A 16,235-nucleotide genomic window follows, 5' to 3' on the forward strand; every position below is an offset into this window, starting at 1 on the left:
TGAGCCAGGATCAAACTCTCCATAAAAGTGGTAAGCCCGAAGGCTTGGCCATTTTAAGAAATCGCTTGTTAGCTCATTCAAAAAACTAGCTTTGCGAAACGTTAGTTTCGCGATTTATGACCATTTGACTGGTCGCTCATTGTTCAGTTTTCAAAGAACAAATTTCATGTTCTGGCTTGTTGACCCAGAATCAGATGATACCATACTTCGAAACATGATTGCAAGTTTTATTTTTCAACTTGTTTGTGTTTCGATCACCGCATCCCGTATCTCTCAGCGGCGGAATTAGAATATATCATGGTTCGACATGATATGGCAAGTCTTTTCTGCAAATAAATTTTGAATAGATAATCTGGAGACGCACCAAGCGCCTCCAGACCGGCAGTAGGACTATCTATGACGCTGGATAAGATCAAGTTTTAATTGCCAAGTTTCGACACTAGTATTCACGCGATACATCTCCGGATTCAACTTGCGAAGGTATTGCGGCCAGAACAACTTCAACTGCTCCTCATGATAACTCCGAATGCCCTCTAGAGTTGGGATTGCATACACAAGCTCCCCCGATTCGAATACCGGCTGCAATAAAGGCACAGCATCGTAATCTGTAATAACCTTGTGGATGTAAGGATGAAGAGGGTCAAACAGCTCAATCGCCTCTCCCCGCTTAACGGCTTCCTCATGACGAAGTGCGATATAGTCGCCGTCAGCCATTCCGGTTTCTCGGTTAATAATGCGGTAGACTTCTTTGATCCCCGGTGTGCTTACTTTCTCGGGATTGCCTGAGATTTTGATAACGGGGACAAACTCGCCATCGCAGCCCTCACGCGCAACAAGCTTATAAACACCGCCCAGCGAAGGCTGGTCACCGGCAGTAATGAGCTGCGTGCCGACGCCCCACACATCTATACGCGCCCCTTGCGCTTTTAGATTGAAAATAATGTTCTCATCCAAGTCATTCGATGCGATGATTTGGACATAGGGGAATCCCGCTTCATCCAGCATATGTCTCGCACGCTGCGATAAATAAGCCAGGTCACCGCTGTCGAGCCGAATTGCGTTCATCCGTTTCCCTTGCTGCTCCAGCATGCGTGCGATGCTAATCGCATTCGGTACACCGCTCTTAAGCGTATCGTACGTATCCACCAGTAGCGTCACATGATCCGGAAGCACTTCCGCATATTTGCGAAAGGCTTCCTCTTCTGTTTCATGCCCTTGAACCCAAGCATGTGCATGCGTACCTTTGGTGGGAATACGAAACAACATTCCCGCTCTTAAGTTGGAGGTAGCATGGAAGCCGGCCAGATACGCAGCCCTCGCTCCCCAGATCGAAGCATCCGCCTCCTGTGCGCGCCTTGTTCCAAACTCCAGCAGACCATCTCCACCGGCAACCTGCTTAATCCGCGAAGCTTTGGTAGCGATCAACGTCTGAAAGTTAACGAAGTTCAGCATGGCCGTTTCTATAAGCTGCGCCTCGAACACTCTGGCTTCTACGCGAATCAGAGGCTCATTCGGGAAAATAATCGTTCCTTCCGGAACGGCATCCAGGTTACCGGTGAACCGGAACCCACGCAGCTCCTGCAGAAACGTCTCCTCGTAGTTCTCTTCCTGCTCCCCCAAATAAGCGATCTCTTCGTCGCCAAATTGCAGATCTCTAATATAAGCTATAACCCGCTCAAGCCCGGCAGCTACCGCATATCCATTCCCGAAGGGCAGCTTGCGGAAAAACAGCTCAAATACCGCCTTATCATTCAGTGTACCGTTCATCCAATGCGCGTACATCATATTGATCTGATATTTATCCGTATGGAGCGTCAGATTCTCGTAGTTCGACATGGAGCCTCATTCCTTCCACCAGTCATCATAAACCGTCACTGGACCGCGGCGTTTATGCTCGGTTAGTTTGTAACGCGCTTCGATTTTGCCGCTTATCTCAGCAGGTAATGTCTTGCCCTCTAAGTAGTCGTCGAGCTGCTCGTAAGTCATGCCTAATGCAACCTCGTCCGGAATGCCCGGCTTCAAATCCTCTAAATCTGCAGTCGGCTTCTTCGTATATAAGTGAACGGGACAATGCAATGCTTCTAATAATGCTCTTCCTTGACGCTTATTCAGGCCATAGATTGGCGCCATATCGCAGGCTCCGTCGCCATGTTTCGTATAAAAACCAGTTATCGCTTCAGCAGCATGATCCGTACCGAGCACGAGCAGCCCATAATGCGCCGCCAAATCATATTGCGCCTTCATCCGCTCCCGCGCTTTCACATTCCCTTTATGAAAATCACCCAGCTTGTCGCCGGTCGCCGCCTCAAACTGCTCGACCGCCGCATCGACCGCCGGTTTAATATTGATCACACTCGTCCGAGTCGGTGCGATAAACCGGAGCGCATCCTGGCAATCGTCCTCATCCTGCTGCTTACCGTATGGCAATCGGATCGCAAGGAACGTGGCCTGGTTCTTGCTCGCTGGATCTGCATTATATTCGTCAACGGCCAGCTGCGCAAGCTTGCCTGCTAATGTGGAATCTTGACCGCCCGAGATGCCAAGCGCATAACCTTTGGCGCCTGTATGCTGAAGATAGGTTTTCATAAACCCAACTCTGCGCCGAATTTCTTCCTCTGCATCAATCGTCGGTTTCACCTTCAAGTGTGCGATAATTTCTTGCTGCAGCTTGTGCTCCATATTCAAAACTCTCCTTTATAGGGTGATTGGCTGATCGCCAGCTACTACTTCTGCACCGAGCGAATGCTTGAAATGCCGCAACGCCCACTCATGCCCCTGCTCATTAAAGGTTGCCACGGCATCGGCATGCACGACAATCTGATAGCCTCTATTGTAAGCATCCACCGCCGTATGCAGCACACAGATGTCCGTACAGACGCCAACCAGATGAAGCTCCGTAATCCCTCTTGCCCGAAGCTGCAGTTCTAGATCCGTTCCGCAGAAGGCGCTGTATCTCGTTTTGTCCATCCAATAGATACGGTCTTTCTCCAGCTCATAAGTCTCTCGCAGTTTGCCGTAGAGCTCCCTTCCTGCGGTACCCCGGATATTGTGCGGAGGGAACAGCTTGTGTTCGGGATGGAGCGTATCATGCTCATCATGTAGATCTACTGCCATCACAACATAGTCACCTTGTTCCGCAAACTGCTTCGTTATCGCTGCGATGCGGCTCTCAATCTCAATTGCAGGCTGACCGACCGGTAGACGACCGTTCACAAAATCAACTGTGTAATCAATGACGACCAATGCTTTCATCATATCCACCTTCCTTATTTGAATTCATGGTTTTACATCATGTCGTTATGACAATATCAATCTTGTAAAAAGAATGCCTAGCTGTATATAGACAACTGAGGCACATAATCAGTGAACCGATAAAGCTGTGCTGCCCGCTGGGAGTAGCGATTCGACATCTTCAGCTCACCGTGTGAATCTCGTATTTCTTCAATAATGCCTTTGCGGCTTTGCGTCGATGTGATCTTGCGGATAAAATTGCGTTCCACGAAGTCCGGCACAACCGCTTCAATAACTTGATACAGCTCGCCGATTGTGAATTCCTCAGGTAGAAACTCTCTGGCAATTGCCGAGGTCATCATGCTGCGGCGAATATGCACAAGTGCATCCTGCAAAATCTGCTTATGATCAAATGCCAGCTTCATCTCAAGTGCCTCCTGCACGGAGAACAGTCGAACATCCGCCGCATCATCGGCAGCTCTGCGATGCTCAAGCTCCCCTTCATGCACGAGCGCGCAGAAGGCATGCGAGATCATCCATCCACGCGGGTCCCGCCCCGGCTCGCTGTAAGCATTGAAATATTCGATATGAACATTGTCGACGCCGGTTTCTTCTTGCAGCTCCCGCTTCGCGCTCTCGAGAATGGTCTCGGTATCTTTCGAGAATCCTCCCGGCAGTGCCCACTGCCCCGCGAAGGGCCAGCTTCGGCGCTGAATGAGCAGTACTTCCAATTGGCGGATCGGGAGAGACTTCTTCACCGTATTCCGCTGAGTCGAAGTAATCGTGAAAATCACGATGTCCGCAGGCGCACCATCCGGTGTTCGATATTTGCGCGGGGAATACGTCATCGCTTCGGACTCGTTAGCCTCGTCAATAGGTTGGGTCAAGGTGCTCACCTGCTCTGTTTATCTTTATATTGTCATTATGACATTATTAAATAGTTTGTCAAGCGGTTTGAAGTAAATGTTATCCATGCGGCAGCCAGACTATTCGTTCCACATGCATACTAAGCCGGCCAAGCTCTGAATAGTTGCTCCATTCTGTTATGCAATTTATCAATTGGGCCAATTATGATACTATTACGTTTGGCAAAATCATCATATCCGCTAGATCAGGAGGCCATCACCGTTGTCGAAGATCATACAAGTCCATGAACGGCCGTCGCTCGCGGCCAGTATTCCGCTTAGTTTGCAGCATTTATTCGCCATGTTTGGCTCCACCGTACTCGTCCCGATTCTATTCAAAGTAGATCCTGCAACGATTCTGCTTATGAACGGTATTGGCACCTTGCTCTATCTCATCCTTACGAAATTCAAAATCCCGGCTTATCTGGGGTCCAGCTTCGCTTTCCTCTCGCCGGTATTCGTGGTGTTGAAATCCGAAGGAGGATATTCCGCGGCGCTCGGGGGCTTCATTGTAGTTGGCCTCATCTTCATGCTCGTATCCTTCATCATTAAACTGGCCGGCACGCGCTGGATCGATGTCGTGTTCCCGCCGGCGGCCATGGGCGCGATTGTTGCCGTTATCGGCCTTGAGCTCGTGCCGACTGCTGCGCAGATGGCTGGCCTAATTGCCAAGCCGGGCTCACCGGCAGAATGGTCTCCCGATGCGGCTACCATAACGGTATCCCTCGTTACACTATGTATTGGCGTAGTCGGCTCCGTGCTTTTCCGCGGATTCATGAAGGTCATTCCGATTCTGATTTCTGTTATTGTCGGTTATGCCCTCGCTTCGATCCTTGGACTGGTTGAAGTACAAGCAACGGTAGACGCAGCTGCTTGGTTCAAAGCGCCTACCTTCTACTCACCGACGTTTGACTGGTCCAGCATCGCAATCATCGCACCGGCAGCTCTTGTAGTCATCGCCGAGCATATCGGCCATTTGATCGTAACGGGCAACATTGTCGAGAAGGATCTGACGAAAGATCCGGGCCTTAGCCGCTCGCTGCTTGGCAATGGCGTATCTACGATTCTATCGGGCTTCGTCGGCTCAACACCAAATACGACTTACGGCGAAAATATCGGCGTAATGGCCATCAGCCGCGTTTACTCCGTGTGGGTTGTCGGCGGTGCAGCTATTATTGCGATTGTGCTTTCTTTTATCGGTAAGCTGTCCTCCTTAATTCAAACCGTTCCGGAGGCAGTCATGGGCGGCGTATCCCTGCTGCTCTTCGGCGTTATCGCAGCTTCGGGGATTCGTATGTTGGTTGAAACCAAGGTCGATTACTCCAAACCCGCCAACTTAATGCTGACTACCATTGTGCTTGTCATCGGATTAAGCGGCGCTACGCTGAAATGGGGGAATTTCGAGCTGAAGGGCATGGCGCTTGCTACGGTTTCAGCCATTGTGCTCAGTTTGTTCTTGAAGATTATCGAAGTGTACAAGCTTGCTGAAGAATAAACAAAGAAGAGGGCGTCCGAGCGGACGTCCTCTTCTTGTGTCGAGAAAATGATACTTCGGCGTTGTACCTCCGTTATGAGTGCATGCTCGGTCGCTTCCAACTTTAACGGTTGTGAAAGTGGCTATTTGGCATAAATTTACCCTTTTTATTTTGTAACGGTTGTCAGCGAGCTTATTTGATCGTTTTACACTCGGAATCGACCCAATTGCTGCAAATAACGTCTGTCACAACCGTTAGCGTTTCAAAAAGGCTTATTTCCATGAAATAGCCACACTGACAACCGTTAGACTTATCATGTTGCATAGACAAAAAGTGGTTGTCGTTCTCGGTCAGCCTGAGGGCGTCCGAGCGGACGTCCTCTTCTTCTTGAAGGAATGGACACACATGATGCAGTCACTCGCCTGTAAAATGCGGAGGCCGCTTCGCGCGGAAGGCTTCGAGGGCTTCCAGTCGGTCTTTGGTCGGGATGATGGCTTCGTAGGCGGAGGTTTCGAGGGCGAGGCCTGACGGGAGGTCCAAGTCCAGCCCTTGGTCAATGGCCCGCTTCGCTTGGTACACGGCGAGAGGGGCATTGGCAAGGAGCTCTTCTGCAATCGACGCGCATAGCGATTGCAGTTGTTCTTCGTTCTCCGCGATGTCGGTGAGCAGACCGAGCGGATGCGCTTGTTCGGCCGAGATCCGCCGCGCCGTGAGGATCAGCTCCTTCGCGCGTGCCGGGCCGATTAGTCGCGGCAATCGCTGCGTGCCCCCGGCGCCGGGGATGATGCCGAGGCTAACCTCGGTCAGCCCCAGCTTCGCACTGCTTATGGCAAAGCGGAAATCGCAGCAAAGCGCCAGCTCCAGCCCGCCGCCGAAGGCGAGGCCGTTGATCTTAGCGATCGTCGGCTGCGGCAGCCGCTCCAGCGCGGCGAACACGGCCTTGCTGCGGATGAGACGCTGCCGGATTTGCTGCGGGTCGGTCAGCATGCTCCGCTCTTTGAGATCCGCGCCGGCGCAGAAGGCACGGCCTTCACCTTCGAGGATGACAACGCGAATCCCCCGGGTATCGGAGGCGATGTGATGCAGCTGCTCTTCAAGGGCAATAAGCATCGCTTCATTAATTGCATTTAGGCTCTCCGGGCGATTAAGCCGAATATAGCCGATATGCCCTCTTTGCTCCCATAGAATAGGCGATTGCGGTTGCGTTGGCTCCGTAGACATGGTGCCGGACCCCTCCTCCTTCCATCACACTACTTTCTAAACCGGATAAACCGGATGCTTACGCTCTGTGAAGGTAACGGTTTTGCTCGTGTACACTTCGAAGCGCTTGATCAGCTCTCTGCGCAGCGAATGAGCGGGAACGATGCCGTCGATGACCATGTCGGAAGCCAGCTGGTAGAGGTCGATATCTTGGCGATATTCCTCGCGTTTCGCAGCGATGAACTCGGAGCGCTGCGGCTCTTGCAGCTCCGCGATCTTGTTTGCGTACACGGCGTTGACCGCTGCTTCCGGTCCCATGACGGCGATTTGTGCCGAGGGCAGCGCCAGGCAGCAATCGGGCTCGAAGGCCGGACCGGCCATGGCATACAGGCCGGCTCCGTAAGCTTTGCGGACGATGACGGATATCTTCGGCACCGTCGCTTCGGATACGGCGGCGATCATTTTGGCTCCATGCCGAATAATGCCCGCTTGCTCCACCGCCGTGCCGACCATGAAGCCGGGCACATCGGCGAGAAACAGCAGCGGGATGTGGAACGCATCACATAAGCTGATGAATTTGGCAGCTTTGTCAGCGGAGTCGTGAAACAGGATGCCGCCTTTGGTTTTCGGCTGATTCGCGATTATGCCGACCGGTTTGCCGGCGATCCTAGCTAAGCCCGTGATGAGCTCCCTCGCGAAGAGACGTTTGATTTCGAAGAACGAATGCTCGTCGATTAAACCGTCGATGAACGGATACATATCGAATGGGGTGTACTGGTTATCCGGAATAATCGAGTCGAGGGGTATTCTCAGATCTGCTGGGGGACGGGGTTCTTTGGTTGGAGGTTTCTCCGTGAAATTAGGCGGGAAGTAAGCTAAGTATTGTCTGGTCAGCGCGATCGCTTCCTCCTCGCTCTTGGCGAGTACATCTCCACAGCCCGAGACAGAGCAGTGCATGCGGGCTCCGCCGAGCTGCTCCAAAGTAGCCTTCTCCCCCGTAACCATCTCCACGATGCGAGGTGATCCAAGGTACATCGAAGCATTGCCTTCGACCATGATGACGATATCACAGAAGGCCGGGATATAAGCGCCGCCTGCCGCAGAAGGCCCGAACAAGAGACACACCTGCGGGATTTTGCCGGACAGCTTCACCTCATTGTAGAAGATTCGGCCCGCGCCACGCCGCCCCGGGTACATGAGCGCTTGATCGGTTATTCGAGCTCCCGCTGAATCGACAAGATAGAGCAGCGGCACTCGCAGCTTATCTGCCGTTTCCTGCATCCGAATGATTTTCTCAACGGTGCGTGCTCCCCATGATCCGGCCTTCACCGTGGAATCGTTGGCAATGACGCATACCGTACCACCGTGAATCTTGCCAATCGCCGTGACCACGCCATCAGCCGGCAGCCCTGCCTCGTTGCAGCTGGCGAACAAAGCATCCTCGAGCTCGAAGTCCGGATCAAACAGCAGCTTCAAGCGGTCGCGCACGAAGAGTTTGCCTTGCTCCGCATTCTTCACGTGATATTTGGCGGCGCCGCCCTTCTTGATCTCTTCCATCTGTTCCTGCAGCCTGTCATTCGCCGATTCGCGTTCAGATTCCATTGTTCTCGAAACTCCCCTCTGCTGCTGACCCTGCCAAGGTGAAACGGCGTTAACAGCCGATCTGGGCTGCAATGACGAGACGCTGAATTTCTGAGGTTCCTTCGCCGATCTCGAGCAGCTTGGCATCGCGCATGAAGCGCTCCACCTCGTACTCCTTCATATAGCCATAGCCGCCATGAATTTGCACGGCTTGATCACATACCTTCATGCACATCTCCGTTGCGAACAGCTTCGCCATCGCTGCTTCTTTCTTGAACGGCCTCCCCTGATCCTTCAGCCATGCAGCCTTATAGACCATCGTACGGGCAAGCTCAATGTTCATCGCCATGTCAGCCAGCTTGAACTGGATCGCCTGAAACGCGCTGAGCGTCCGGCCAAATTGCTTGCGCTGCTTCGCATATCGCAGCGATTTGTCGTAAGCGCCTTGGGCAATGCCTACTCCCATGGCACCAATACCTATTCGACCGCCGTCAAGAACGGCGAGAAACTGCTTAAAGCCGTTCCCTTCCTTGCCGAGCAAATTCTCCAGCGGGACCGCTACCTCCTCCAGGACGAGCTCGGTTGTGTTCGAGGCGTGAAGCCCCATTTTCTCGTAGCTGCAGTGGGTAGTGAATCCGGGTGCAGCCGTCGGTACAATAAACGCGCTGATGCCGCTCGTGCCCTTCGACCGATCGGTAACGGCTGTAAGGGCGAGATTGCGCGCATAACTGGCATTGGTGATGAAGCATTTGGAGCCGCTGATGACCCACTGATCCCCAGTTCTAACCGCAGTCGTGCGGGTTCCGCCCGCATCCGATCCGGCATCCGGTTCAGTTAACCCAAACGCGCCAAGATACTCGCCTCTGCATAGCGGTGTTAAGAAAGCAGCCTTCTGCTCCTCTGTCCCGAACAGTGCAAGTGGTGCTCCCCCGAGTGACACATGCGCTGAGTAGGTAATGCCGGTCGAAGCGCATACTCGGCTGAGCTCTTCCACCACGATTGCGAAGCTGGTTGTATCTGCCCCGCCCCCGCCGTACTGTTCCGGAAAAGGAAGGCCCATCAAGCCGAGCTTGGCAAGCTTCTCGAAGACCTCTACCGGAAAATTGCCGGTGCGATCTCGATCAACAGCCCCCGGCGCCACCTCCGCATCTGCAAAATCATGAATCAAATCTCGAATCATCGCCTGCTCTTCCGTTAAGTCGAAGTTCATCGCAAGCAACCCCTCTTCTGTTCAAGTCGTGGTGGTGGGCGGCGGCAAAGTATCCGTTTCGTCGACGTCGTGCGGTTGCTGATCCTCTTCTGCTTCTGCTCTTGCTTCTGCTTCCTCGTCGTCGTCCATTTCAATTTCCAAGCGCATCAGATTAGCCGCATAACACTTGCCCAGGTTATCCATCCGAAGTGTGGCGGAGCCGCCTCCGCCTAGCGCAGTCCGACATACAAAATTCATTGCCAGCAGATTCGGCACTACATAACGGGTCACATCCCCTTCAATCATGCCGGCAAAATGCGCCTTAACCCGATCGGAAGTCAGCTCCCGCTTCAATAATTCGAACGCAGCCTCACCCGGTGCAAATACGGCAATATTGATCGTATTCCCCTTGTCGCCTGATCGCGCTTGCACCAAATGGCGAAGCTGCTTGCGTATACGTGCCATATGGGTTACACCTCCACAACCGTCACTTGCACGCCTTGCTCGATCAGCTCACGTTGAACGAGACAAGACCACATGCCGAGCAGCTCGCGCGGCTTCATCACGCCAAGGAAAGCCCCCATCGCAGGAGGTCCGCTCAGCATGAGCGGAGGAACGAGCCGGCCTAATTTGGCCGCTTCGCCCTGGCTCTTCGTACGCATCGCTACTCGTACATAAACTTCGTTCAGCTCTTCCTGCTGCGGCTGCTTAGCAAGCGGTCCGTGTAAAGAGTCGTAACCCAAGTAGTCCGTACGAATTTCTTCGTACTTCAGACCGATTCGATCGATGTGGCTGCGAACAATACGATCAGCCGTCTGTGCTTTGGCAAGTGCGTCCGGCCACGAATACCCCCAGATCGCCTGCCCGAGCCAGCCGTCGGCGTAGCCCATTACGACTTTGAGCGTATCGGGCCTTTTGGAGCCGCGTGCACCTGAAACTTCAACCCGATTCGGGCCGGCGTCAGACAGCGTAACCCCCATTACATCCAGCACGACATCCGGTGTGACATACGCCGCCGGGTCGTGGATTTCATACAGCAGCTGTTCCTTCACGGTGTCCACGGAAACGAGTCCACCGGTTCCCTCTGTCTTGGTCAGCATGAACGTTAAGTCCTCGCGAACTTCCGCAATCGGAAAGCCAATATGCTCAAGCGCTTCTACCGCCTGCCAATCACCGCTGAAATTGCCGCCTGACGCTTGCCCGGAGCATTCCAACAGATGCCCCATCAGCACGCCCTGTGCCAATCGATCCCAATCATCACACTCAATATTGAATTCATAAATTAACGGCGCCAGAAATAACGCCGAATCGGTCGTTCTGCCTGTAAGGATGACGTCCGCCCCCTGCTGAAGCGCCTCCACAACCGGTTTTGCGCCTAAGTAGGCATTTGCGAAGACGATGCGTTCTTGAATCAAACGAATATCTCGGCCATCCTCCATATGGGTGAGCGCCGAGCCTTGACTCATGAACTCGGGCAGCTTCGAGCGCACATCATCCCCGGTTACGACCGCTATCTTCAACCCCGTGAGGCCCAGTTCCTGCGCAATTCGTTCCGTTTCCTGCATCGCCCCGATCGGATTCATGCCACCTGCATTCGTGATGATGCGGATGCCTTGCGCCTTAGCTATCGGAAGCAGCTCTCTCATCATGCGACCAATATCAGCAGCGTAGCCGCGGGCGGGATCACGCTGCCGGTCTTTCTGAAGGATGGCAAGCGTAAGCTCAGCGAGACTGTCAAAGCAGATATACTGCACATTTCCCCGCTTGGCCGTCTCGATGGCAGGCAGAACGGAATCGCCATAGAATCCCTGTCCCGCTCCAATCCGGATCGTTTTCATTCGAACCTCCTTTCGATGATCGCAACCGATCGCGAGGTGGGCGTAATAGTATCATTGTATGGCGGGTAAAAGTAGGCTAGACATAGAAACAAATACCCCGAGCATTGGCATCAAGCCAACTCGGGGTATTCGTCATGCCAAACCAATTAACGATTCAAGATTCCTTGGAACAGCATGCTGATCATCTTCGCTGTCTCTTCACGCGTAGCAAATTGCTGCGGATCGAAGCTGCTTCCTGCACCTGCAGATGCCCTGCCGTTAATAATACCTGCTTGCTGAACAGCTGAAACGGCTTCCTTCGCATAAGCAGAAATACTCCGCTCATCGGTGAATGTCACGCTCGGCACTGTTTTCGGAAGCGTGTAATGCAAGGTCGCCGCAAGTCGAGCAATCATAGCCACCAATTGTTCTCTTGTAATGGGAGCATTCGGATTAAATACGCCTTCTGCTGCACCGCTTGTAATTCCGGTTGCCGCTGCCCATTGCACGGATTGTGCATAATAAGCATCTGCGCTTACATCGCTAAACTTACTTCCTTCATAAGTCGTCAGGTCGACCCCCGCCACTCGGGCCAGAATCAGCGTAAAATCAGCTCTTGTCACCTGCTTCTTAGGAGCAAAGCTTCCGCCGCCTACGCCTTCCATGATCTCTCTTGCAGACAAGTAAGTGATTTGGTCTTTCGCAAAGCTGGATGCCGTATCATTATACTTCACATTGTTGCTGGCGATCGCATAGGTCGAGAAATGGGTGACGGAGAAGATCAATTGACCTGTTGCCTTGTCATACTTAGCATTAGGCAGCAGCTCAATATTCCCATTATCGGCGATATAGTAAGCGATAACGGCATTGGCATCTTCGCCTGCGCCCAGTACATAGGGAATACTGATATTCACGATGCCGCCTGCAAAATCAGATACCTTCTTCCCATCAGCCACTACATTAAAATCATACACAGGATGCGAGCCAATAGCTTCAGCTACTGCCGCTTGATTGTTCTTCGTAAGAGCTGCCAGGTCAGCAGCCGACACCTTCGCTACGGATACGGTTACTTCTCCTGCGCTTGCAGCATTCGCTACTGTGGACATGGCTTTCTTATCCAGCTGCACCTGTCCAATTCCCGATTCAATAACCAGCGCATCTGCGCCGCTGCCGGAGATCTTATCCATCGCCGCTGCCGAGAAGGTTACCGCCGTCTCCTTCGCACTTGCATCTGCTGTAGCTTTAATCGCAACGATGTCTTTCACACTTGCCGGATTTGAAGCTGTCAGCTTGGACAACACTTCCTCAACCTGCTTATCCGTAACTACCGCCTTCGCTTTGCCCGAAGCATCAGTGACTGCTTTCACTTCCGTCGTTACTTTCGTTCCGTCCACAATGGGTCCAGTGGCAGGCGGCGTAGTTGGGCCGGTAATTGGACTGCTTGGCGGAGCATCTGCACTCGCAACAGTAACTGCTGCTTCGGCTACACCGTAACCATCTGCACTTAGTGCCGTAATTACAGCGGTTCCCGCTTTAATTGGCGAAACTTTACCTGTTGCATCCACCTTAGCCACCGTTTCATCCGATGATGACCAAGTCACCGTCGTAGAACCAGCTTCAACGTGTGGGACTACTGTAGCTGCCAGCTGCCAAGTCGAACCGCCAGCCTTAAGCGCGATTTCTTTGGCATTCAATGTCACTTTGTCCACATTCAGCTGATACACCGTAATCATACCGCCTACTTCATTAGCGACCAGAAGAAGCGGCATTCCGCTTGGACTTGATGTTGCAGGTATAAACTCGAGACCCTCCGGGCCGATATCGCCTTGCAGCGAATTCGATTCAAAGTTACGTGTGTTTGTATAATTGACGAAAGCAGGATGCTCAGGGTCTGTCACATCATAGGCCATGATGCCGCCTACACGCTCAAGACCAATGAATGCCAATGCTTTACTGCCCACTTTACCCATTTTCACATACTCCGGCTCAGGACCTTTCTTAGGGCTGCGTTTATCGAAAGCGATCTCCTTATGATCGGAGTTGAAGTATTTCGGAAACCGTTGTGCTGTTATTTTCTCAAAATCATTTTTGCTGTCATAGACAGGTGCTAAATTGCTGGCATTCCAAATGGAGAAGGAGCGACCGCCATACAAGTAAATACCGTCAGGTCCCATATCGCTTGGTACCTCTACGCTGTCATAGGCTGTTTTGCCGCTTACCGTTTTCTCAGCTAAGAAAACAGCTGCATCGGATGTCGATGTCAAGCCGGCTTTCAAGCCGCTAATCTTAGCGATATTGGTTCTGCCCGGCCACTCCGTTGCATCCCCTTCGTTCGCTGTAAACAAATACGTATTTCCGTCAACGGTGTACGTATCGATTCCATCCGGCATGAACATGCCTTTGAACGGCACGTTCTCGAACTTGATCTTGCCGTCATTCACCAAATCCAGAGCGTTCTCGGCTTTGTTCAAATCCTTGTAACCAAGACCGGTTACCGCAGTTACCGTTGCGCTTGCAATATCTATAGTGGCAATCGCGTTGTTCTCTTGCAAGGACACATACGCTGTTTTCTCATCAGCAGACAATGCGATATATTCCGGCTCCAAATCATACTTTGCCGCTTCTTTCGATGCAGCCGGACCTGTAATGATGCCTGCCTCGTTTGCAGTGCCGCGAAGATGAACGAGATCATCGATCACGCTGACATTATCGAATTTCACATGCTTGGTAACGTTATTTACGCGATCCACGATGGTAACACTGCCTTCCGGATCAGCTCCGGCCAGACGCGGCTCGGCCTCATCCGCAGTCAATACGTAATTGCCGTCATGCGTGACCTTAATCATATCCGGCTGTACGCCTGCTTCGTAGGAAGTGACATACTTGCCGTCGTAGTCAAATACGAGGATTGCTCCGTTATTCGTATACGTCTTCTCTTGAATAGCGGCGTAAACCAGATTATTCTTCAGGTCGATATCGACACTCGTAAAGTCACCGTATTCGAAGTCGGGCAAGTTCTGTTGAACGACCTCTTCGATATTGATCGAGGTCGCGTCCGCTTCCGGTTTTCCCGTGTTATCCAAGGAAACGATATCCAATGTCGCAGGATCGCTGGATCCATTAACGGAATAGAATTTATGATTCTCCGGGTTGTACTTCACGATCTCCGCAACGCCGCCATCCCCATTCGGTGCACCGGCGATAAAGGAACCCAATCTCGTCATCGTCAGCGTATCCAGAATCGGCTGATTGACAAGAAGCACATAGGATTTAGTTGTTGATTGCGGTGTCGAAGTACTGTCTGTAATGGTAACTACCACATTGTTGCTCGCAAGAGCATCGGCAGCCAGCGTTCCGGAAATGACTCCTGTAGCAGCATCAATCGTAAGACCGGCAGGCAATCCTGTTGCGCTGAAGTGATAAGGTTCTTTCCCGCCTGTCACGCTGATTTTAGCCGTATATGCGTTCGTTGCCGTTCCTTCAGCGAGCTCATTGGTGGAAACGACAAGCGGTGTCGGAACGACTCCCCACTCGCCATCGTTTCCGCTGCGAGGGCTATACGTGGCTATATCCGTTGGAACGGTCATGGACCCGTACGTAATTTGAACAAAATCGTTCTTGTTATTGTCACTGTCCGCAAAATTAACACGTCTAAGCGACATGTTCTTCGAAGTGCCGCCTGTAGTGCCTACGACTCCGGTACCGACTGCCGGGCCAGTAGGGAATTCCGCCTCAAACCCGCTAATCGTACTCCCATTGTCGTTACTGCCTGTACCCAGCATATCCACATAACCTGTTGGTTTATTGACGAACGGATTCACCGAGACGTCTTTATCCAGCAAATCTTGATTGCTCATCAAGACGAGCTTCATCCCTTTATTGTGGAGCGCACGAGGGAAACTTGCATCGAAATCGCCATCTGCAATGATCACCTTGTTTACAGGAGTCGTGGTTGCATTAGCTCGAATCAAATATGATGAATGCGCATTAATCGTACCTGTTAGTTCAAGCATCTCCCAAACGCCTGTTGGATCGGTTGTGCTGCCCGATGCTGCACCACGATCGGCATATTGAATAGACCAATTGCTAAGATCCACATTGGAATCCGTAGGATTATATAGCTCGATAAAGCCATGGCTCACTGCTCCATCTTTTGAAGTACCTGCGCCAAAATACTGATTGATAATGACATGTGGAACTTGGACATTGTACCCGTTTGTATCGTACGGCGTTCCTTGAGTAACAACTGCATCCGCTGAAGCAGGCAGTACGCCAGCCAGCAGACCTGCAGCAAGCTCAGTTGAAAGCAGCAGTGCCAATAGCTGTTTATTTCTCTTCTTCAACATGTCTTCACTCCTATTATATGGTTTGTCCTAGAAATTATATGGGAGAACTGTGAAGCATCTATTAAGGCGAAATGGATGTTTTGTAAATGACAGGTAAAAAAAATAACCCCGCCAACTCAGGAACAGCCCTGAATTGCACGTGGTTATCTACTTTCATGCGTTTATTTAATTGGAAAAACACAGCTTATTTCGCTGCTTCTTTAGTCGCCTTATCCAGCATATCGTTCCAATTCGCAAATTGGGTCTCTCTGGCTACATGACGATCAAACAGCTCATCGGGAATATTGCGAATGTCCTCATGAGTCTCCACTTGGAAATTGCCCTTCTCCAGAAACTCCGAAAAGCTATTCCAGCTCGAATATTTCCCCATGAAGGAATCGTTGAACAATCGATCAAACGACAGATGTTCCGGATCTTCCTGAACGTTCTTCTGTCCTTGTAATTCCTTTAGCAACTCATCAAATGGCATTGGTTTATGCTTTCTCAGACGC

12 protein-coding genes are annotated in these 16,235 nt (G+C 51.8%); 1 reads left to right on the forward strand and 11 read right to left on the reverse strand.

The window, feature by feature from the left end; genetic code table 11:
• Positions 1-390 precede the first annotated feature (390 nt).
• The 4 genes from AC0YNS_RS31235 to AC0YNS_RS31250 form a co-directional block, all read right to left on the reverse strand.
• Positions 391-1,836, reverse strand: a complete 1,446-nt coding sequence (locus tag AC0YNS_RS31235) for a nicotinate phosphoribosyltransferase (RefSeq protein WP_475784765.1) — start codon at positions 1,834-1,836, stop codon at positions 391-393.
• A gap of 6 nt (positions 1,837-1,842) precedes the next feature.
• Complete coding sequence (nadE, locus tag AC0YNS_RS31240) at positions 1,843-2,667, reverse strand: ammonia-dependent NAD(+) synthetase (protein ID WP_475784791.1); 825 nt, start codon at positions 2,665-2,667, stop codon at positions 1,843-1,845.
• Between the two features lie 27 nt (positions 2,668-2,694).
• Positions 2,695-3,252: a cysteine hydrolase family protein gene (locus tag AC0YNS_RS31245; protein ID WP_475784792.1), complete on the reverse strand. Its 558-nt coding sequence runs from the start codon at positions 3,250-3,252 to the stop codon at positions 2,695-2,697.
• Positions 3,253-3,329: 77 nt separating this feature from the next.
• Positions 3,330-4,079, reverse strand: coding sequence for an NUDIX domain-containing protein (locus AC0YNS_RS31250; RefSeq protein ID WP_475784793.1), 750 nt, complete (start codon positions 4,077-4,079; stop codon positions 3,330-3,332).
• Between the two features lie 280 nt (positions 4,080-4,359).
• Between AC0YNS_RS31250 and uraA the strand changes: the two genes are divergently transcribed.
• On the forward strand, positions 4,360-5,631 hold the full coding sequence (gene uraA, locus AC0YNS_RS31255) for a uracil permease (RefSeq protein WP_475784766.1): 1,272 nt from the start codon (positions 4,360-4,362) through the stop codon (positions 5,629-5,631).
• A 394-nt stretch (positions 5,632-6,025) separates the two neighbouring features.
• Here the strand turns inward: uraA and AC0YNS_RS31260 are convergent, their stop codons facing one another.
• The 7 genes from AC0YNS_RS31260 to AC0YNS_RS31290 form a co-directional block, all read right to left on the reverse strand.
• Positions 6,026-6,832 carry an enoyl-CoA hydratase-related protein gene (locus AC0YNS_RS31260; RefSeq protein WP_475784767.1) on the reverse strand — a complete coding sequence of 269 codons (807 nt, stop codon included), beginning with the start codon at positions 6,830-6,832 and terminating at the stop codon, positions 6,026-6,028.
• Positions 6,833-6,868: 36 nt separating this feature from the next.
• On the reverse strand, positions 6,869-8,413 hold the full coding sequence (locus AC0YNS_RS31265; protein WP_475784768.1) for an acyl-CoA carboxylase subunit beta: 1,545 nt from the start codon (positions 8,411-8,413) through the stop codon (positions 6,869-6,871).
• 49 nt (positions 8,414-8,462) lie between these two features.
• Complete coding sequence (locus tag AC0YNS_RS31270; RefSeq protein WP_475784769.1) at positions 8,463-9,602, reverse strand: acyl-CoA dehydrogenase family protein; 1,140 nt, start codon at positions 9,600-9,602, stop codon at positions 8,463-8,465.
• Between the two features lie 21 nt (positions 9,603-9,623).
• On the reverse strand, positions 9,624-10,046 hold the full coding sequence (locus tag AC0YNS_RS31275; RefSeq protein ID WP_475784770.1) for an AtuA-related protein: 423 nt from the start codon (positions 10,044-10,046) through the stop codon (positions 9,624-9,626).
• Positions 10,047-10,051: 5 nt separating this feature from the next.
• Positions 10,052-11,419, reverse strand: coding sequence for an acyclic terpene utilization AtuA family protein (locus AC0YNS_RS31280; protein WP_475784771.1), 1,368 nt, complete (start codon positions 11,417-11,419; stop codon positions 10,052-10,054).
• 146 nt (positions 11,420-11,565) lie between these two features.
• Positions 11,566-15,744: a choice-of-anchor I family protein gene (locus AC0YNS_RS31285; RefSeq protein ID WP_475784772.1), complete on the reverse strand. Its 4,179-nt coding sequence runs from the start codon at positions 15,742-15,744 to the stop codon at positions 11,566-11,568.
• 184 nt (positions 15,745-15,928) lie between these two features.
• Positions 15,929-16,213 (reverse strand): hypothetical protein, encoded by a 285-nt coding sequence (locus tag AC0YNS_RS31290; RefSeq protein ID WP_475784773.1) that lies wholly within the window; start codon positions 16,211-16,213, stop codon positions 15,929-15,931.
• Between the last annotated feature and the right edge of the window lie 22 nt (positions 16,214-16,235).

Source organism: Paenibacillus sp. J22FR21 (genome assembly GCF_056269135.1).

Coding starts and splice junctions, on each gene's coding strand:
- AC0YNS_RS31235 (WP_475784765.1), bottom strand. CDS start 1,836: ATGTCGAACTACGAGAATCTGACGCTCCATACGGATAAATATCAGATC.
- AC0YNS_RS31245 (WP_475784792.1), bottom strand. CDS start 3,252: ATGAAAGCATTGGTCGTCATTGATTACACAGTTGATTTTGTGAACGGT.
- AC0YNS_RS31250 (WP_475784793.1), bottom strand. CDS start 4,079: ATGACGTATTCCCCGCGCAAATATCGAACACCGGATGGTGCGCCTGCG.
- AC0YNS_RS31260 (WP_475784767.1), bottom strand. CDS start 6,832: ATGTCTACGGAGCCAACGCAACCGCAATCGCCTATTCTATGGGAGCAA.
- AC0YNS_RS31265 (WP_475784768.1), bottom strand. CDS start 8,413: ATGGAATCTGAACGCGAATCGGCGAATGACAGGCTGCAGGAACAGATG.
- AC0YNS_RS31270 (WP_475784769.1), bottom strand. CDS start 9,602: ATGAACTTCGACTTAACGGAAGAGCAGGCGATGATTCGAGATTTGATT.
- AC0YNS_RS31275 (WP_475784770.1), bottom strand. CDS start 10,046: ATGGCACGTATACGCAAGCAGCTTCGCCATTTGGTGCAAGCGCGATCA.
- AC0YNS_RS31280 (WP_475784771.1), bottom strand. CDS start 11,419: ATGAAAACGATCCGGATTGGAGCGGGACAGGGATTCTATGGCGATTCC.
- AC0YNS_RS31285 (WP_475784772.1), bottom strand. CDS start 15,744: ATGTTGAAGAAGAGAAATAAACAGCTATTGGCACTGCTGCTTTCAACT.
- AC0YNS_RS31290 (WP_475784773.1), bottom strand. CDS start 16,213: ATGCCATTTGATGAGTTGCTAAAGGAATTACAAGGACAGAAGAACGTT.